General features: G+C 71.3%; 21 protein-coding genes. 11 read left to right on the top strand and 10 right to left on the bottom strand.

Features of this window, described 5'->3' with window-relative positions:
• Window positions 1-80: 80 nt before the first annotated feature.
• Window positions 81-305 carry a hypothetical protein gene (locus FHR33_RS03540; RefSeq protein ID WP_183643432.1) on the bottom strand — a complete coding sequence of 75 codons (225 nt, stop codon included), beginning with the start codon at window positions 303-305 and terminating at the stop codon, window positions 81-83.
• A 199-nt stretch (window positions 306-504) separates the two neighbouring features.
• On the opposite strand from FHR33_RS03540, the gene FHR33_RS03535 reads away from it, so the two are divergent.
• Complete coding sequence (locus FHR33_RS03535; protein WP_221240912.1) at window positions 505-861, top strand: hypothetical protein; 357 nt, start codon at window positions 505-507, stop codon at window positions 859-861.
• Here FHR33_RS03535 and FHR33_RS03530 read toward each other — a convergent pair.
• Window positions 848-1297 carry an MBL fold metallo-hydrolase gene (locus FHR33_RS03530; RefSeq protein ID WP_221240911.1) on the bottom strand — a complete coding sequence of 150 codons (450 nt, stop codon included), beginning with the start codon at window positions 1295-1297 and terminating at the stop codon, window positions 848-850. The two genes, FHR33_RS03535 and FHR33_RS03530, sit on opposite strands and share 14 nt — an antisense overlap.
• Window positions 1298-1365: 68 nt before the next feature.
• On the opposite strand from FHR33_RS03530, the gene FHR33_RS03525 reads away from it, so the two are divergent.
• Window positions 1366-2280, top strand: a complete 915-nt coding sequence (locus tag FHR33_RS03525) for an IS982 family transposase (protein WP_183643426.1) — start codon at window positions 1366-1368, stop codon at window positions 2278-2280.
• A 25-nt stretch (window positions 2281-2305) separates the two neighbouring features.
• Here the strand turns inward: FHR33_RS03525 and FHR33_RS03520 are convergent, their stop codons facing one another.
• From FHR33_RS03520 to FHR33_RS03505, 4 genes are all read right to left on the bottom strand, one after another.
• Window positions 2306-2839 (bottom strand): MBL fold metallo-hydrolase, encoded by a 534-nt coding sequence (locus tag FHR33_RS03520; RefSeq protein WP_246451639.1) that lies wholly within the window; start codon window positions 2837-2839, stop codon window positions 2306-2308.
• A 492-nt stretch (window positions 2840-3331) separates the two neighbouring features.
• Window positions 3332-3682: a PRC-barrel domain containing protein gene (locus FHR33_RS03515; protein WP_183643423.1), complete on the bottom strand. Its 351-nt coding sequence runs from the start codon at window positions 3680-3682 to the stop codon at window positions 3332-3334.
• A 74-nt stretch (window positions 3683-3756) separates the two neighbouring features.
• A complete protein-coding gene (locus FHR33_RS03510; protein ID WP_183643420.1) occupies window positions 3757-4218 on the bottom strand; it encodes a pyridoxamine 5'-phosphate oxidase family protein in 462 nt (153 codons plus the stop codon).
• A gap of 221 nt (window positions 4219-4439) precedes the next feature.
• Window positions 4440-4874, bottom strand: a complete 435-nt coding sequence (locus FHR33_RS03505) for a DUF1579 family protein (RefSeq protein WP_183643416.1) — start codon at window positions 4872-4874, stop codon at window positions 4440-4442.
• A gap of 83 nt (window positions 4875-4957) precedes the next feature.
• On the opposite strand from FHR33_RS03505, the gene FHR33_RS03500 reads away from it, so the two are divergent.
• The 4 genes from FHR33_RS03500 to FHR33_RS03485 all read left to right on the top strand — a co-directional run bounded on the left by FHR33_RS03500 (window position 4958) and on the right by FHR33_RS03485 (window position 7427).
• Complete coding sequence (locus FHR33_RS03500) at window positions 4958-5278, top strand: ArsR/SmtB family transcription factor (protein WP_183643413.1); 321 nt, start codon at window positions 4958-4960, stop codon at window positions 5276-5278.
• Complete coding sequence (locus FHR33_RS03495; RefSeq protein WP_183643410.1) at window positions 5275-5730, top strand: SRPBCC family protein; 456 nt, start codon at window positions 5275-5277, stop codon at window positions 5728-5730. The genes FHR33_RS03500 and FHR33_RS03495 overlap by 4 nt, the downstream gene beginning before the upstream one ends.
• 117 nt (window positions 5731-5847) lie before the next feature.
• Window positions 5848-6183 (top strand): YciI family protein, encoded by a 336-nt coding sequence (locus FHR33_RS03490; protein ID WP_183643407.1) that lies wholly within the window; start codon window positions 5848-5850, stop codon window positions 6181-6183.
• A gap of 5 nt (window positions 6184-6188) precedes the next feature.
• Window positions 6189-7427, top strand: a complete 1239-nt coding sequence (locus tag FHR33_RS03485) for an RNA polymerase sigma factor (RefSeq protein ID WP_183643404.1) — start codon at window positions 6189-6191, stop codon at window positions 7425-7427.
• 73 nt (window positions 7428-7500) lie between these two features.
• On the opposite strand, the gene FHR33_RS03480 is transcribed toward FHR33_RS03485, so the two are convergent.
• Entirely contained in the window at window positions 7501-8859 is a 1359-nt protein-coding gene (locus tag FHR33_RS03480; RefSeq protein ID WP_183643401.1) for an MFS transporter, read from the bottom strand.
• A 133-nt stretch (window positions 8860-8992) separates the two neighbouring features.
• Between FHR33_RS03480 and FHR33_RS03475 the strand changes: the two genes are divergently transcribed.
• A complete protein-coding gene (locus tag FHR33_RS03475; RefSeq protein ID WP_183643398.1) occupies window positions 8993-9874 on the top strand; it encodes a LysR family transcriptional regulator in 882 nt (293 codons plus the stop codon).
• Between the two features lie 199 nt (window positions 9875-10073).
• Window positions 10074-10682, top strand: a complete 609-nt coding sequence (locus FHR33_RS03470) for a response regulator transcription factor (RefSeq protein WP_183643395.1) — start codon at window positions 10074-10076, stop codon at window positions 10680-10682.
• Here FHR33_RS03470 and FHR33_RS52410 read toward each other — a convergent pair.
• Window positions 10623-12329 (bottom strand): sensor histidine kinase, encoded by a 1707-nt coding sequence (locus FHR33_RS52410; RefSeq protein WP_183643392.1) that lies wholly within the window; start codon window positions 12327-12329, stop codon window positions 10623-10625. The two genes, FHR33_RS03470 and FHR33_RS52410, sit on opposite strands and share 60 nt — an antisense overlap.
• A 102-nt stretch (window positions 12330-12431) precedes the next feature.
• On the opposite strand from FHR33_RS52410, the gene FHR33_RS03460 reads away from it, so the two are divergent.
• Together FHR33_RS03460 and FHR33_RS03455 are read left to right on the top strand one after the other, a co-directional pair.
• Entirely contained in the window at window positions 12432-14381 is a 1950-nt protein-coding gene (locus FHR33_RS03460) for a serine hydrolase domain-containing protein (protein WP_246451637.1), read from the top strand.
• A gap of 209 nt (window positions 14382-14590) precedes the next feature.
• Window positions 14591-15487: a glycoside hydrolase family 16 protein gene (locus FHR33_RS03455; protein WP_183643386.1), complete on the top strand. Its 897-nt coding sequence runs from the start codon at window positions 14591-14593 to the stop codon at window positions 15485-15487.
• A gap of 85 nt (window positions 15488-15572) precedes the next feature.
• Here FHR33_RS03455 and FHR33_RS03450 read toward each other — a convergent pair whose 3' ends face one another.
• Window positions 15573-15953, bottom strand: coding sequence for a DoxX-related protein (locus tag FHR33_RS03450; RefSeq protein WP_183643383.1), 381 nt, complete (start codon window positions 15951-15953; stop codon window positions 15573-15575).
• Window positions 15954-16007: 54 nt separating this feature from the next.
• Between FHR33_RS03450 and FHR33_RS48910 the strand changes: the two genes are divergently transcribed.
• Window positions 16008-16715, top strand: coding sequence for a helix-turn-helix domain-containing protein (locus FHR33_RS48910; protein ID WP_221240908.1), 708 nt, complete (start codon window positions 16008-16010; stop codon window positions 16713-16715).
• 90 nt (window positions 16716-16805) lie between these two features.
• Here the strand turns inward: FHR33_RS48910 and FHR33_RS03440 are convergent, their stop codons facing one another.
• Complete coding sequence (locus FHR33_RS03440; protein WP_183643380.1) at window positions 16806-17792, bottom strand: helix-turn-helix transcriptional regulator; 987 nt, start codon at window positions 17790-17792, stop codon at window positions 16806-16808.
• Window positions 17793-17849 lie beyond the last annotated feature (57 nt).

Genomic DNA, 17849 nt, shown 5'->3' with positions numbered 1-17849 from the left:
GGCTGTACTTGGTGCGTGGCGGCGTGGCAGGTCGCGGACGTGGGCGCTGATGGAGCCGACCAGCTTGGTCAGCTGGCCTGTCAGTTCGGCAGGTCGCTCTCCCGCCCGTTCGGCGGTCCGGCCTCGAGGGCCTGGCCGAGGCCTGCGGCGGCGATCGCCGCGTCGTCGGCCAGGCGCTCGCAGCCGCGCGGCATGACGGGCGGCCTCGGCACCGCGGCGGCGGGCCCGGTGCGCGGCCTGCCGGCAAGGGGTTCCGCAGTAGCGGGCCGGGCGGCCTGCGCCTGGCCGATCCCCGCGCCGCACACCGGGCAACACGATGCCGTCGAGGCGCCGGGTTTGACGTAGCGCATGGCGGTGTGGGGGTTCCTGTGCCGGTCTTGCCCATGATGAGCTGCAGTGGCACTTCGGCTTCGCTGTCTTCTGGCGGGCAGGCGCGGGCCGCCGCCGCTGCACTCGTAGATACTTTCAACGAGGATGAGGTGTATGACTGCTCTCACACGTCTAGTGACGTTCGTCGACGTCGATGATCAGGCGGCTGACACCATCTCGGTGTCGGCGCGTCACGAGGCAGAGCTTGTCGACGGAACTCGGGTGCTGCTGCTGAATGACCGAGGTTGGGGCTCGTCGCAAGGCTGGGCCGCGACGTCGGTGGCAGACATACAAGAGACGACGCGGGCGGTGGTCGGGCCCGATGAGCCGTTCAGCGGCCGTTCCCAGGAAGACATGGAAGCAGACCATTGGGCCTCGCTCCAGCAGATCGCCCAGCAGCAGGGAGTCATTGTCGACGCGGCCGCGCTCAGGCGGCTGCCGCACGACGTCGTGCTCAGCCAACAGGTGCTTGCGCGCATCACGCCGAGATGAACGGCTCCGTAAGGTGCGGCGTCGCCAGGTGCAGCGTGGTGGCGGTTTCGCGGCCGAGCATGCGCTCCCTTGAGTGCCTGGCCGCCTCAGGGTCGATCTCGTGCGAGTAGGCGAGCTCGGGGTGGAGCAACTGCAGCGCGTGCACCAGGAGGTCGCCGGTGACGAGCGCCAGCTCGCGCCCGTCGGTGACCAGCACGCTCTGGTGACCGGGCGTGTGACCGGGCGTGGCGACCGCCCGCCCGGCGCGCAGCGGCGTGTCCCCGTCGAGCAGCCGGAGCCGACCGGCCGCCGCGAGCGGGTCGGTGAGGGTCTCGCGAAGCTGCGGGTTGAGCGCGTCGAGGGCGTCGAACTCGGCCCGCTGGAGCAGGTATTCGGCGTTCGGGAAGTAGGGGCGGCGGTCGCTGGTCGCGCTGCCGGGCGCACGGGCGCCGCCCACCGCGCCGCTAGATGAATGAGTCCAAGGCGTAGCTGCGGAGATAGGGCGAGGGCGCCCACCCTCAGTTTGTGACGACCAAGTTGGACACCCTCGCAACCGCACTGTATGTGAAGGTCGATGATCTACTGAAGGCCTCACCAGGCCTGGCCCCGTGGCGGCCGAAGACAGGTATCGGGCCCACGCTCAGCGACGCCGAACTGGTGACCTTGGCGGTCATGTCAGCGTTGCTGGGCTTCGTCTCCGAACGACGCTGGCTGCGCTATGCCCACGCCGAACTGGGCGGGATGTTCCCTTACCTGCCCGGACAGTCGGGGTACGGCAAACGGCTACGGAAGGCATCGGGGCTGGTCCTGCACATCATCAGGATGTTGGCCGCCGACACCACGCTGTGGAGCGACGATGTGTGGGTCGTCGACTCCACCCCGGTGGAGTGCGGCCGCTCCCGCGATACCGCTCGGCGCAGTGACCTGGCCGGGTGGGCCGAGTACGGCTACTGCGCCAGTCACTCCCGCTATTTCTGGGGGCTGCGGTTACATCTGCTGTGCACCCTGGGCGGGCTGCCGGTGATGTTCGCCCTCACCGGCGCCAAGGCCGATGAGCGCCACACCCTGCTCGGGATGCTCGATGCCGCTCCCGAGGTGGTGGCCGGCCATCCGGGCCAGTCGATCATCGCCGACCGGCAGTACTACGGGCGGGACTTCGAGCACGCGCTGACCGAGCGTGATCTGCGCCTGCTGCGACCGGCCCGCCAGGGCGAAAGCGAGCGGGCCGGAGCGCGGCTGTTCAAACCGCTACGCCAGACCATCGAATCGATCAACCAAACCTTCAAGGGCCAGCTCGACCTGGAACGCCACGGGGGCCGGACCCCAGCCGGAGTCCTCATCCGCGTGCTGTCCAGGATCCTCGCGCTGACCACCGTGATCTGGCACAACGACAAGACCAGCCAGCCGATCAAACGATCCCTGATCGCCTACGACCACTGAACGTGACCATACGCCTTGGACTCATTCATCTAGTCGAAGGGTTGCCGTCCACCGCGCCGCCCGCTGATGGGACGGCCGCCTCGGTCACGACCGCCCACCCGACGTGGTCGGTGTGCAGATGCGTGAGCACCACGGTGTCGACCTCGGCCGGGTCGATGCCCGCAGCGGCGAGCGACTCGGGTAGCGCACCGGGTACGGGCGCCCACGAGCCGGCCGGGCCGTTCGCCGGACCGATCCCGGCGTCCACGACGGTGAGGCCCTTGTCGCCGCGGATGGCGTACGCGCGGAACTGGAGCCACCAGCGGCCCTCGGCGTCGACCGCGCCCGGGTCGTAGCGGTCGGCCTCAGCCCACTGAGCGGCCGTGGCCTCGGGGAAGGCCTCGGCGCGGGGGGGAGAAGAACGGGCCCTCGCCGTCGGCGAGGGCGATGATCTCGGTCGAGCCGATCCGGAGGCGGGGAACGGTGAGGGACATGGCCGCGATCCTGCCATGCCCTGCACGCGCAGCGCGGCCTCGTCCTGGCCGCGGTCGCCGGTCGCGGCCATCTGTCGGGTCCCCATCCATGCGAAACCCCGACCAGGTCCCCATCGCCCTCGACCAGCATCCACGCGCTGATCAGTTCATCCAGTTCCCAGTCGGTACGCACGCCGGAGCTCCTCCGCAGGCCGATGCTATCGGCGGCCCGATCACCACGGAGGACGAGGAGTTACCGGAAGGTATGCACCACCTGAGATAGCTACGTGCTGACCGAGAGCTAACTCTTCGCATATCGCCCGAGCCGTCCTCAGGACTGGCCGGGATGGCGGCTCGCCGTAGCTATGGGAGGTCCAGACCGAGATGGCCGCCATCCGTGCCACCGTACGGACCGCCCGCGCCGACCTGCTACCCGACCAGGCACAGCCGGACCAGGAACCAGGCCACCCGCATCAGAACGGCCAGTGGCGGTAGCGCGCTGTCCGCGGGCTCGTTTACGCCACTGGCCGTTCGGTTGCCGCTCACGCCCCGGCTCTCCCCGATCGGGGAGAGCCGTTGACGCTCAGACGCCGTGCGAGTTACGGGCGGTGCGGGAAGCGGCCGTAGTAGTCGCCGACCTGCTGGCGGTACGTCGGCTCCTGGTAGGTGTTCTCGTCGAACTCCGGAGCGTTCTTGATCTCCTCCTTGGTGCGGGCGAGGTAGACCTTCTTCTCCTGCGGGTCGATCCGAATGATGGTGCTCGCGGGCATCACGACCTTCTTGCCGAAGATCCAGAACCCGGTGTCGACGACGAGGTAGCTGGCGCCGACCGCGTTGTTCTCCTCGTCCACTGAGCCGATCTTGCCGTCGGTGGCTTCGACGTCGAAGCCGACCATGCTCATGGTCGGGTCGGAGACGACACCCTCGCGGTAGCTCCAGTGCTCAGTCATGTAGATGACTCCCAGTTGTCGAGAATGTGAGTCGCCCAGCTACCCGGCGAAGGCGCGCCAAACCCCGGCGTCCCTCAGGGGAGGCGCCAGCGACCGTCCCTCATGAGCTCGCGGGCTTCGAGCTCGTTGACCTCCCGCCACGCCTGGATCCGCTCAGGACGGATGCGGAAGTACAGGTACGGGCTGCTCAGTTCACGGGGGTCGAAGCCCGTCTTGACGGCGAAGGCGTCGCCCACCTCAGCGGGGACCTCGCCCATCCGCAGCGGCTCGGCCGTACCCTCGATGAGGATCACGTCGCGGGTGAGGCCGAGGCCGAGTCGCGCCTTCCCCGAAGCCTCCAGGTTGCGGGCGGTCGCCGAGTCGGCGGCCGTGGCGAACAGCAGCGTGTCGCCGTCCCACAGGAACGACAGCGGCACCATGTACGGCTCGCCGCCCTCCGGGCCGGCCGTGGCCACCCAGGCGTCGACATCGTGCTCCAGCCGATGCAGGGTGTCGAGCCTGCGCTGTTCGAAGGTGCGGGCGGCTGGCAGGGTCATCGCGGACAACTCCTCAAGGCGACCGGAAAAATCGCGCCGATGGTATCGAGCCGAGGTCGGCCACTCGTGCGCGGGCAGCCGGTGGCGTCGATCACCAGGCGTCCCACCCTCGGGCGCCACGCGCTCCGGGTGTACGACTTCGTCCTCGGCTGTCTCGACGGGTACGGCCTGGAGCGCCTGCTCAACGGCATTGCCGCGGCGCTGCAGGAACGAGCGGAGCCTCAGCCCTCCCTGGTGAAGGCCATGTCCATCCAGTGCCGCCAGGTCGCGTCATCGCCCCTGCGCTCCCACACGGCCGCCATGGCGCCACCGTCTTCGGCGATCGTCAGCGTCGCGCGCTCCGTCTCGCCCTCGAACGTCCACACGCCCTCGTCGTCCACCCTGGCCAGCATCGTGACGAAGCCGCCGTGGCTGTCGAAGGAGCGCATGGGGCAGGTCCTGCTCGCCTCGTCGTAGGGCCCGATCATCTCGATGACCTCGACCCGCTCCTCCCCCATGCGCACGTCCACGCGGTGGATGAGGAAATGCCCGCCGGCCAGCCACGTGTAGGTGTCCGTCCCCGCGACGTGGATCGCGGGCTCGGAGGCGGTGGCCACGGTCTGCCCGCGCGAGCGCCAGTGACCGGCCAGCGCGTCAAGAGGTCGCCGATCCTTCATGGTGCACGCTCCTCCTAGCTGTGTAAGATAGTGCTTAAACACTTACATACAATGCGAGCAGCGCGCAACGGAGGCGGCCGAGCGTGGACGAGGTGTTGAGGGCGGTCTCCGATCCGACCCGTCGCGCCATCCTGGACCTGGTGCGGGAGCGGGAGGTGCCGGCAGGAGAGATCGCCGAGCGCTTCCCCGAGATCAGCCGCCCCGCGGTGTCCCAGCATCTGCGGACCCTGGCCTCCGCCGGCCTCGTCGAGGTGCGCCGCGCGGGCAACCGCCGCTTCTACCGCCTGCGCCCCGAGGGCCTGACCGAGGCGCTGACGTTCTTGGAGACGATGTGGTCCACCTCGCTCGGCCGCCTCAGGCAGGCGGCCGAGCGAGAGGACCGGGACGCGAGAGGGTCATTGTGAGCAGGACGATCGAGCAGACGCTGCACATCCACGCGGGTCCAGAGACCGTGTGGCGGTTCTTCACCGATCCTGCCCGCCTGACCCAGTGGTGGGGAACGGCCGAGCTGGACGCCCGCCCGGGCGGCACCCTGCGGGTTCACATGGACGGAGGCCCACGCCCCGTCATGCACGGGCGGTTCGTGGAGCTCGTGCCGTACGAGCGGATCGTCTTCACCTTCGGCTGGGAGGCCACCCCCGGAGCCCCCGACATCCCGCCGGGAACCACCAGGGTCGAGGTCACCCTGACCCAGGACGGCGAGGGCACCCGGCTCACCCTCCGCCACAGCGGCCTTCCCGACCTGCTCGAACAGGAGACCGGCAGCGGCTGGGCCGATGTGCTCGGCCGTCTCGCGCAGAGCGCGGACGGGCGCGGACGGCCTCAGCGGGGCGGCGGCACCAGCCCCGCCTCGTAGGCGATGATCACCCGCTGCACTCGTGACGCCCCTCCACCGGCGCTCCGGCGACCACGCTGTCCGGACTCGGGCCGCTCGTTCGTCATAGTGGTGAGTTCACGGGAGTGAGGAACAGCGATGAAGTACATGATGTTCGTCTGCACCGACACCGAGCCCGACACCGACAAGGCGGCCGAGCCCGACATCGAGGTGTGGGTGTCGGACAATGACGCGCGTGGTCGTCGTCTGGAGGGCAGCGCGCTGGCGCCGACGTCGGCGGCCACGACGGTCAGGGTTCGCGACGGCAGGCTGCTGGTGTCCGACGGCCCCTTCACGGAGACCAAGGAGGTGATCGTGGGCTACGACCTGCTGGAGTGCGCCGACCTGGACGAGGCGATCGAGGTGGCCCGCGCCCACCCGATGGCCAGGGCAGGACGGCTGGAGCTGCGCCCGCTGGCCGACCTGAACGATTGACCGGCGTGACCGATGTTCGTGCGGCGGCGACGGCCTCGGCCGTCGCCGCCGCGAGCGTGGACGCGTACGCGCGGATCGTGGCGGCGCTGATCCGCGTCACCGGCGACTGGACGCTGGCCGAGGACTGTGCCCAGGAGGCGCTGACGCTCGCGCTGCAGCGGTGGCCGCTGGAGGGGGTGCCGCGCAACCCGGGCGGCTGGCTGATGACGGTGGCCCGCAACCGCGCGGTCGACGTGCTGCGCCGCGCTTCGGTCGAACGCCGCAAGCTGGCCGAGCTGGCGGTGCTCGCGCTGAACGATCAGGGCCCCGCCCCGGCGCGAGAGGAAGTGGTGGACGACCGGCTGCGGCTCATCTTCACCTGCTGCCACCCCGCCCTCGCCCTGGAGGCGCGCGTGGCCCTGACCCTGCGGACGATCGGCGGGGTGCCCACCGCTGACATCGCGCGGGCCTTTCTGGTCAGCGAGTCGACCATGACCAGGCGCCTGACCAGGGCCAAGACGAGGATCGCGGAGGCCGGCATCCCTTACGGGGTGCCGACAGGTTCTGCGCTCACCGAGCGGCTGCCCGGCGTGCTGGCGGTGCTGTACCTGCTGTTCACCCACGGCTACAACGCCGACGGACGGCCCGCGTTCGCCGAGGAGGCCATCCGCCTGGCCAGGCTCCTGCGGCGGCTCATGCCCGACCAGGGCGAGGTGTCCGCGCTGCTGGCGCTCTTCCTGTTCCAGCACTCGCGGCGCGAGACCCGCAGAGATGGACAGGGCAACCTGCTCACCCTGGACAGGCAGGATCGGCGCCGGTGGGACCACGCCGCGATCGCCGAGGGTCTGCGCGTCCTCGACGGCGCGCCAGAAGCAGGGCCGTACGCGCTGCAGGCCAGGATCGCCGCCTGCCACGCCACCGCCGCCTCCGCAGACTCCACCGACTGGCCGGCGATCGCCACCTGGTACGACCGGCTGGCAGAGCTCCAGCCCTCGCCGGTGATCGAGCTGAACCGCGCCGTCGCGCACGGCTACGCGCACGGGCCCGCGGTCGGTCTCGCCCTGCTCGCCCAGGCCCGCGCGGGCGGCGCGCTGGACGGCTACCCGCTGGCCGTGGCGGCCGAAGCGGACCTCCTCGCCCGGCAGGGCCAGCGCGAGCGGGCCGCGGCCCTGTTCCGGCAGGCCGCCGCCGTCGCCCACTCCGAACCCGAACGGCGCGCCCTGCTCGATCGGGCCGACGAGGCGGCTTCGCACTCTTCGGGCTGAGGCGCCGCCCGCCGCCGCGGGAGCAGACCGGCCGGCGGCGCGTCTGTCAGGTGTGCCGCTGGCGCCGCTCGTCTCATCGGCGCGTGAGAGCGAACACGAACCAGGCGATGGCGCAGACCGCGGACGACACCAGCAGGGCCCACCCCGTGCCCGCCGCGACGGCGGCGCCCATGACGGCGACGCCGAGGGTGGCGCCGACCTGGCGCACGGCGTTGAGCAGGCCGCCCACCGCGCCGGTCGTCCCCGCCGGGGCGACGCTGACCAGGGCCGCCACCAGGGCGGGCAAGGCGTAGGAGACGCCCAGGCCGCTCATCATGAGGCCCACCGCGAGCCACGGGTACCCTCCGCCTGCGAAGACCGCGCCGGCCATAACGGCTCCGCCGACGGCCAGCATCACCAAACCGGCCAGGATCGGAGGGCGTGGACCCACCCGTGCCACGATCTTGCCTGTGAACGGCGGATTGGCGGCGAAGGGAACGGTCAGCGGCAGGAACGCCAGCCCCGTCTGCAGCGGGCTGAGGTGCCACTCCCGCTGCAACAGCAGCGGCAGGACGAAAAGACTCCCCGCCAACGCGAAGTTCACGGCCGCGGCGGCCAGCAGTCCGGCACGTACCCGGCCTGACCGCGTCAGAGCCCGGTTCACGACCGGCGCCTTGCTGCGACGCTCCAGGCCGTGGAAGGCCGCGAAAGACACACCGAGCCCCACCGACGACCACACGGCGTGGGCCCAGTCCTGCGCACCGGCGGCGATCAGCGCGTCTGTGAACAGGGCCAGCACCGCGGCGGCCGCCGCCTGTGCGACCCAGTCGATCCTGCGCTCACTGCGCGGGCAGGCCACCGCCCGGCCCAGTGTCAGGGTCAGCACCGCCAGGCCGATGGGCACGTTGACGAGGAAGATGGAGCGCCATCCTGCCACGCCGACCAGCGCGCCGCCCGCGAGCGGACCCGCTGCGACGGCCGCACCACTGATCGCGGCCCATGCCGACACCGCGCGCGCCCGCGCCGCCGGCTCCGGGTAGAGCTGAGCGATCATCGCCATCGAGGCGGGCACGCACGCCGCCGCGGCGGCGCCGAGAATCACGCGCAGGAGGACCAGTGCCGACAGTCCGGGGGCGAACGCGCTGAGCAGGGACGCCAGCGTGAAGACCGTGATCCCGGCGCGGAAGAGCCGCTCGGCACCGAAGCGGTCCGCCGCCGCCCCCGCCGACAGCAGCAGGGCGGCGAACGCCACGGTATAGCCGGTGGTCGCCCACTGCAGCCCGGCCATCGAGGTCTCCAGAGACGACGCCAGATCGGGTTCGGCGACCGACAGCACCGTCATGTCCAGCAGCACCATGAAGTAGCCCAGCGAGAGGCCCGCCAGCGCGCGAGCGCTCCCCTGGCGCGGACGGCGGTTCCCCGACATGGGCATGGGTGAGTTCACAAGGGTCATGTCCGAGACAGCTCCCGAAGACAAAAGATGGAGAGGAGGCGACCCACTGTGCGTTCCGCAGGCCCACGGCTCCACCGCCACAGCCGCACGTCCCGTTCGGAATTCCCGAACGCTCCACGCGGTTCCTCTCCGCGTGGAGTTCCGCCAGCTCAGAACCTTCGAGGCGGTCGTCAGGCATCGGACCGTGACCGACGCCGCCGTCGCGCTCGACCTCGCCCCCTCGTCCGTCTCCCAGCAGATCCGCGCCCTCGAGGGAATGCTCGGCGTGGCCCTGTTCGTGCGCGGTCCCAGGGGAATGGACCTCACCCCCGCAGGACAGCGGCTGCAGGGGTGGGCGCGCTCCCTGCTCGACCAGGCCGAGCAGGCCGTCCGCGACGTCAGAGCCGAACGGCGGCTGCTGCGTCTCGGCGCGCTGGAAACGCTCGCCGGCTCCTACGTGCCCCAGGTCCTGGCCCGATTCGCCGAACGCCGTCCCGACATCGAGGTCGAGGTGCACACCGAACGCGCCCGCGACGGCCTCCTGGCGGACGTGATCGACGGACGCCTGGAGGCCGCCCTGCTGCTCGACTCCGGTGACGACGTCGGCGGACTCGGCTTCCCCGCCCCCGCAGGACCGCTCGCCTTCATCGACCTCGACCCGGTGCCCCTCGCGCTGGTGGCCGCACCCGCCCATCCGCTCGCCGCCCGCGCCGCTCTGACACCCGGTGACCTGGAGCACGAGCGGCTCCTGGTCAACGTGCCGGAGTGCTCGTTCTGGATGGCAGGGAAGAAGATCCTCGGTTCGGGCCCCCGGCGGATCAAAGCCGGAGGCGTCCCGGTGATGCGCGCATGGGCCGAGCACGGGCTCGGCATCTCGCTGCTCCCCCGGTTCGCGGTCGCCGACAGCCTCCGCTCCGGCGCCCTGGTCCCGCTCGACCTTCCGCTCCCGGATCTCAGCCTGCGGCTCGTGTGGCGAGAAGACCGGGAGTCGCTGCCCGGCATGCGCGACATCCTGTACGCCGCAGCCCGTCCCTGAACAGCGAACCCCGCCGTACTGCCAGGACCACACCCCCCAGAGCCGCGGGGGGCGGGGAGTCTAAGACGACGACTCATTTGGTGCGTGTAAGCCGAACCGGACTCGACGCGCGGATGAGCGCGCGGGCCGACCCCCGATGCGCCGGCGTCCGGTCGCACGGCGGATGATGAGCGGCCGGTGCAGAGGTGAAGGAGCGATCGTGATTCGGGTACTGCTGGCGGAGGACATGGACCTCATCCGCGGGGCCATCGTCGCGCTGCTGGGGCTGGAGAGCGACCTGACCGTCGTGGCGGAGGTCGCGTCGGGGAAAGCGGCGGTGACGGCAGCCCTGGAGCAGCGGCCGGACGTGGCGGTGCTCGATGTACACATGCCAGGCGAGATGGACGGGCTCGCCGCGGCAGGGGTGCTGGCGGAGCGGCTTCCCGAGTGCCGAGTGGTGATCCTCACGTCGGTGGGGCGTCCTGAGACGTTGCGCAAGGCGCTGTCGTCCGAGGTCAGTGGGTTCATGCTCAAGGACGCGCCGCCCGCCCAACTGGCCGAGGCGATCCGGCGGGTGGCCGCGGGAGAGCGCGTGCTCGACCCGGAGCTTGCCGCGCAGGCGATCATGGGCAGGCCCAACCCCCTGAGCGCCAGGGAGATCGAGGTGCTGCGGCTGGCAGCCGACGGCGTGGAGCCCGCGGTGATCGCCTCGACGTTGTTCCTGTCGAAGGGGACGGTGCGCAACTACCTGGGCGCGATCGTCACCAAGCTAGACGCGCGCAACCGTCTTGACGCCGTCCGGATCGCGACCGAGGCCGGTTGGCTGTAGGACGAGGAGCTCGTAGCCTCCCGGCACGCGCGCCGTCCGCAGGGTGCCGCCCAGCGCGGTCACCCGCTGGGCCAGATTCGTCAGGCCCTGACCGGGCGGCGCGGTGGCTTCGCCGACACCGTCGTTGGTGATCCGCAGGCGTGCGGTGGCGTTCTGCCGGGTGAGCTCGATGCGGCAGTGCCGGGCGCGGCTGTGACGCAGGACGTTGGTGACCGCCTCTCGCAGGACGGTGGCCAGCAGCGCGTCGATCTCCCCTGGCAGCTCGACGAAGGGATCGGCGTGGACGGTCGCGCCCGCGGCGGACAGCACCTCACGAGCGGAGGCCAGCTCGGTTCCCAGCGACAGCGCGTGACCGCTGTCGCCCGGAACGGCGGCCAGGTCGGTGAGGGCGCGCTCGGCGATGCGGGTGATGTCGGCGAGCTGCTCGGCGGCCCGCTCGGGGACGTGGACGGCCAGTTCCCCCTTCACCACGATGGCCGACAGGCTGTAACCGAGCAGATCGTGGACGTCCCTGGAGATGCGGCGGCGCTCCCTTGCCAGCGCGATCCCGGCCAGGGAGAGGCGTGCCTGGCGCACCTGGGTGACCATGTCGGTGTGCAGCGCCAGGCCGTGGAACATGACCGCTATGGCCAGCGCGTTCAGCGTCCAGTAGAGGTTGTCGGCCGGGGGGACACCGCGTAGCGCCATCGTGGCGGCCGTCGCCAGCAGCATGGCGCCGACCGCGGGGAAGGCCGCCCAGCGGGTCCACAGGATGAGGAGCGAGCCCGCGGCGAAGCCGATCAACTGCGGGTAGGGGCGGTCCGGCAGGAACAGCGGCACCAGGATGAGGACGAACTGCAGCGGAAGCGTCCACCCGGCGTGCCGGGGCCGGACACCGGGCGGCCGGGGCAACGAGTGGTGGAGCTGCAGGAGCGTGACGACGACCACGGCCGGCAGGCCGATGGCCAGGACGGCGGGAGGCAGAGCCGCCCGCCACAGGAACACCGCTGTGACGGTCAGGAAACCCAGGTGCGCGGCCACCAGGATGGGGACCGCCAGTCTGGGCGTGAGGTCGTCGAAAGACGGCTGCGCCGGGGCGGGGGGAGCCTGCCGAGCGCGTGCGGCGGCGCGCCGGGCCAGGGTGAGGATGTCGCCGGTGCGCCCCTGCGCCGCCAAGGTGATGATGGCCGACAGGCTGGAGCCCAGGACGCTCTCGAGGTCGCGGGAGGCACGCTCGCGTTCCTCGGCGACCGACGCCTCGGCAAGTTCGTGGCGGGCGGCGTGCAGTTGGGTGCGCAGATCGTTCAGGCGGGTGACGCCGAACAGGACCAGTCCCTGGGTGAGCGCGTTCACCATGGCGTTCACGCAGGTGTAGGCGTCGGCCGTGTTCAGCAGGCCTGCAGCGGCCACGACGGCGCAGAACAGCACCCAGCGCAGGGGGCCTCGCGCGATCAGGAGCGCGGAGGCGGCGAGCAACCCGGGGGCGCCCTGCCCTGCCCACGGGAACAGCAGGCCTTGGGCGGCGAGGGTCCACGGACCGCGCAGGCGGCGCAGGCGCGGCAGGCTGTGCACGATCTGCAGGGTGACCATGGCGGCCGCAGGAACGCTGGGCAGTGGGGCCAGAGGGTCGAACACCACGGCTGCCAGGATCACCAGGATGACCGTCACAGCGGAGGATCTTACCGATATGTACTGATTATGCGTTTCGCATGCGGTGCCGGTGCTCCTGACACTGGCCCGGCATCGCCCCAGGTCGGCAGGGTCGACTCCATGAAAGCCCACCTCCTTCGCATCCTGGCGACGGCGCTGGCCGGCGCCGCGATCCTCACCTCGGGACCCGCCCTGTCGGCCGTCGAGCCGACCCCAGGGCAGGTCGATCTGCCGGGGCTGGCCGAGTTGGTCGACCGTGTCGTCCCCGAGCAGTTGGTAAGGGACCGCATCCCCGGTGCGGCGGTCGTCGTGGTCTCAGGTGGGCGCACGGTCCTCGCCAAGGGATATGGGGTCGCCGACGTGGCCACGGGGCGGCCGATCGACCCCGGCCGCACCGGCTTCTTCACCGGCTCGCTCGCCAAGCTGTTCACCGCCACGGCGGCTATGCAACTCGTCGAGGACGGCAAACTCGATCTGCGAGCGGACGTCAACCGGTACCTGACCTCGTTCACCATCGAGGACTCCTATCCAGGCCGGCCCGTCACTCTGGAGCACCTCCTGACCTACACGGCAGGCTTCGACGACGACATCGTCGGGCTCGCCGAGGCCGATCCCGAAGACGTCGGCCCGCTGTCGCGCAGCCTGGCCGACCGGCAACCGCCTCGCGTGCGCCCACCGGGCACGCGCGTCGCCTACGACAACTACGGCATGGCGCTCGCGGGCCACCTCGTGGAGGCCGCCTCAGGGCAACCGTTCGCGCAGTACGTCGAGCAGCACATCCTCAAGCCGCTCGGGATGAACGCCACCAGCATGGCCGTGCCGCACGCCGCGGTGCTGGACGACGACCTCGCCGGCGCCTACCGCCCGAGCGGAGACGGCTACGCCACCGTCAAGGGCCAGTACGCGCCGTGGACCCCCACCGGAGCCGGCCCCGTCTCCACCCCGGCCGACATGGGCCGTTTCATGCTCGCCCAGCTCCGCGACGATCCTCGCCTGGGCAGGAACCTCGCCCGCCGCCTTCAGGAGCAGCACTACGCTCAGGACTCCCGCATCCCGGGCATGGGCTACGCCTTCGAGCTGCGGTCGCGCAACGGTCGCAGGCTTATCTACAAGGACGGCGACGTGCCCGGCCACCACAACGTCATGGCCCTGCTCCCCGAGGAGCACCTCGGCGTCTACGTCGTCTACAACGGCGACGGCGTCGGCGCCGTCGCCGGATGGAACGGCCAGAGCCTCGTCAACCGGATCGTCGACCGCTACCTGCCCGCGGCAACGGCCACCGCGGGGACCGCGCGTGCCACCGCCGGAGGCGACGACGTGACGCGATACGCCGGCACCTACCGCTCCACGCGCGCCAGCCGTACCAGCCTCATGAAGGCGGGCTCCTTGTTCGCCGCGCCGACCGTGCAGGCCAACGCCGACGGCACCCTGACGACCACCGGGCTGTCGCCCGACCCGGCCAGGACGACCCAGCACTGGATGCGAACCGGCCCCGGCCTCTTCCAGGAGCGCGACGGCCAGGCGCGGATCGCCTTCGACGGCGAGGGGACGCTGTCCAGCTCGATGAACCCGTCCGAGGTCCTGGAGAAGCTGGCCTGGTACGACGTCCCGACGCCGCACACCATCCTGTTCGGCCTCAGCGCCCTGGTGTTCGTGCTCGCCTTCCTCCTCCTGCCGATCATCGCCTCGGTGCGCCTCCTGCGGCGGCGCTCCCGCGCCGGCGCCTCGCCTCAGCCGACCGGCGCCCGTGCCGCCCGGCTCCTGGCCTGGATCACGGCCGCGCTGGTGACCGCCTTCATCGCCGGGTTCGCGATGATCATGTCCGACCCGAACGTGGCCGCGGAGCTGACCGCCCTCAACGCGCCCCCGCTCGCCGCGCTGCCGGTCCTCGCCACGGTCGGGCTCCTGTGCGCCGTCCTGGTCGCCGTCACCGCGGTTCCGGCCTGGGTGAAGGGCTGGTGGGGCCGGCCAGGACGGCTGTGCCACACGACGCTCGCACTGGCCGGCGTGGTGTTCTTCAAGATCGCCATGACCTACAACCTTCTCGCCCTGCCCTTCCCCACCAACTGATCAACCGGCATACTGTTCCCGCCCAATCATGATCATTCGCCTGAACGAGGACCGCTTGCGGCGAAGTCGGCAAACCCCCCAGCGCTGGGGGGTGCCTCGACTGCCCTTCGACGCGGTCCACAGCGTCCCTCCCTGCGTGAGCGCCCTGGTCCCCGCTCAGTACCGGCTCACTTCGCACGCCGGTGACGGGGGTCGAAGAAAGGAAGAACGTGTCCGAACAAGGAATCAATCGGCGTCAACTCCTGGCCTCGGCGGCGGCCGTCGGCGGTTTGTCCCTCGGCCTTTCACTCGCCCCCACCGCGGCCCATGCCACGTCCTCAGCCGCCGCCCGCGCCCGCCGCACCGGCGCCTCATGGGAGAACCTCATCGAGAAGTCCTCCTTCAGCAGTACCTCGGCCTTCAACCAGGAGTGGAATCACCTCTACCCCTGGGACGGCAGCGCCGACACCCACAACGGCGCCGCCAGGATGCACGCCGGCCAGGTCTCTCTCGCTCAGGGCGTGCTGACCCTGACGGCGACCCGGCTGGCCGCGCCGGACGGGAACAGCCCGCACGCGCCGAACGCTCCGCTGTGGTACCGCTCGGGCGCCGTTCACGCCAAGGAGCAGATCCTCGTCAACGACCAGTTCCCCGAGTACGACATCGAGGGCGAGTTCCGGACCCAGACCGGACAGGGCATCTGGCCGGCGTTCTGGACGACGGGTACCTGGCCGGCCTGGCCGCCGGAGAGCGACATCCTGGAATACGTGGGCAACTCGACCAACCTCTTCAACACCTGGAGCAAGAACGCCAGTGGCGAGGAGGTCGTCGAGCGTGAACCGGTCAGCGGCCACAACCCCGATGCCTGGCACAAGTACCGCGTCTGGATGTACAAGGACGGCGACGACGTCATGCTCGACTACTACTTCGACGGGGTCTGGAAGGCGACCCACCGGGGAGTCGGCTGGGCGGGTGTCCCGCAGTGGCTCATCATCAACCTGCAGATGGGCTCCTGGGCTTCCGGGATCGAGCCTGGCGGTCCTGGCTGGAACGAGCAACCAGGCCCTTCCGGCAACACCTATTTCCGTGCCCGGAACGTGTGGGTGGGGCGTACCCGCGCCTGGTGACGCGTCGCGGAGCTTCACCTGATGCCGAAGCCCTGATGTCGAGGCCCTGGTGTCGAGGCCCTGCCCGTCGGGGCCTCGACCGGTCTCAGCCGCCTCCTGGAGCGGTCAGCGCCACCGTGACCGCCCAGCCGATGTAGGCGGCGTTGACCACCAGGCGGGCCACCGCGCCCGCCGGACGGTCCACCAGTCGCGGCCGGTCGCGATGCGCGTGCCGTAGCGCGTCCACGTGCGAGGCGAGGTAGGCGGTGATGAGCGCGGCGGCGGCCCAGCCCCCCGCCGCCCTGCCACCCGGAACGACCAGCAGCCCGCCCACGAGGATCTCCGCCACCCCGCTGGCGGCGACGGCGGGCCCCGCCCAGGGGAACCAGCCGGGGACGAGCGTGCGGAAGTATCCGGGCAAGAGGAAGTGCGAGGCTCCCACGGCGATCAGGAAGAGAGCCAGAGCGATGGCGGCGATATCGTGCATGACGCGATGCTGACCCCTACGCCCGCGCAGGCGCTTGAACGAAACGATCGCCGGTTGCGGTCCGTCCCCGGCGGCGGGATGACCGTGTTCGAGGAGAACGGACCTGCGAGGGTCGCCCGTCACGTGCATCCCGTGTGGAAGATCGTCCTTCCTGAGCGAGGGCCCGCAGTGGCCGGGCGGATCTCGGGAGCGGGGCTGCTCGTGCCGCCGCAGCTCGCCCACACCGCCGCGGTGAGCTCGGCCTACACGGCGCTGTTCGTCGATCCGTGGCTGCTGCGCCCGCGCCAGGAGATGACGGTGCTCGACGAGCGAGCCGTACGGCGGATGCGGGCGGCCCTCGGCTCCGGCGCCGCCTTGACGGAGCTCGTCACGCTCGCCGGCCCCGGCCCGCTCCTCGACCCGAGAGTGGCTCACGCCCTGGATCTGGCCGCCGACCTGCTGCCCATCGACGTCATCGCCGCCGAGGTAGGGCTGTCGCCGCCGCGGCTGCGCGCCCTGGTCCGCGCGTCCGTCGGGATTCCGCTGGTACGGCTGCGCCAGTGGGCGCGGCTGCGGGCGGCCGTCACCCTGCTCGGCCTCTCGTCCGTGGCGTCGGCGGCGGCCACGGCCGGGTTCGCCGACCAGGCCCACCTGGCCCGCACCTCCCGCGCCCTGCTGGGCCGCACTCCCGTGTCGCTCGCGCACCGCGCCACACCGGCGACAGGCCTCGGACGGCCGGCGGCTACCGGGCCCGGCCGACGGCCGTACGGCGAGCATGCATGACCAGGCCGATCCCTGCAGCACGACCGCCCGGCCAGGACGAGCAGCATGCCGAGAGCCGCCCCACGCCACAGGCCAGGCCACAGGGCCGCTCTAGAGGGTGGCGGTCGCGGCCCTGGTGTAACGGCCGGCCAGGTGCGCGAAGGCTTCCTTGAGCTCGGCCGGGCCGACGACCTCGATGTCTGCGTCGAAGGTGCCGACGGTGGCGGCCAGGCCGGTCCATGACCACGAGCCAAGGACGAGCCGGCAGCGGTCCTGGCCGAGTTCCTCGACGACTCCGTCGCGGGTGTAGCTGGACACCGCGGCGGCGGGCAGGTCGAGGATCACCTCGCCACGGCAGGGCCAGTCGCCGGAGCCGTCGGAGCCCCGGAACCTGCCGGCCAGGAAGGCGGCCACCTCGCCTCCGGGCAGCTCGCGCGGGCTGAAGCGGGGCCCTGTGGGGGTGCGCGGGGTGATCCGATCGGCCCGGAAGGTGCGCCAGTCCTCGCGGTCGAGGTCCCAGGCGACGAGGTACCAGCGCCCGCCCCAGGTGACGAGGTGATGGGGCTGCACCCGGCGAGGCGGGGTACGGCCGCCGTCGTCGTCCGCCCCTGCGGGCGCGTAGTCGAAGCGCAGCACCTCGCGGGCGTGGACGGCGGCGCTGAGAGCCATGAGCACGCTGCTGTCGACCTGTGGGTCCGGCCGGGTCGAGGGGCGCTCGACGGCGCTCACCTGGAGGGTGTCGATCCGGCGGCGCAGCCGTGCGGGCATCACCTGCCGGACGGTGTTCAGCGCGCGCGCCGCGGCCTCCTCTATGCCGGCACCGGCGGTGGCGGCGATCTGGAGCGCGATGGCCAGGGCGACGGCCTGCTCGTCGTCGAACAGCAACGGGGGCAGCTCCGTGCCGGCGTCGAGCCGGTACCCGCCGTCGGGCCCCTTGAAGGCGGTGATGGGATAGCCGAGCTCGCGCAGGCGCTCGACGTCACGACGCACGGTGCGCGGGCTGACGTCCAGCCGCTCGGCCAGCAGCGCCCCCGGCCAGTCCCGGCGCGCCTGGAGCAGCGAGAGCAGTGACAGCAGTCGCGCTGAGGTCTTCGGCATGAACCCCATACTGCCCCGAGAAGCGGCCACACCCTGACCGCTACCCCTGCGACTGTT

Source organism: Nonomuraea dietziae, from assembly GCF_014195505.1.
Taxonomy (GTDB): domain Bacteria; phylum Actinomycetota; class Actinomycetes; order Streptosporangiales; family Streptosporangiaceae; genus Nonomuraea; species Nonomuraea roseola.
This window is presented reverse-complemented; position numbering and strand designations above follow the sequence as displayed.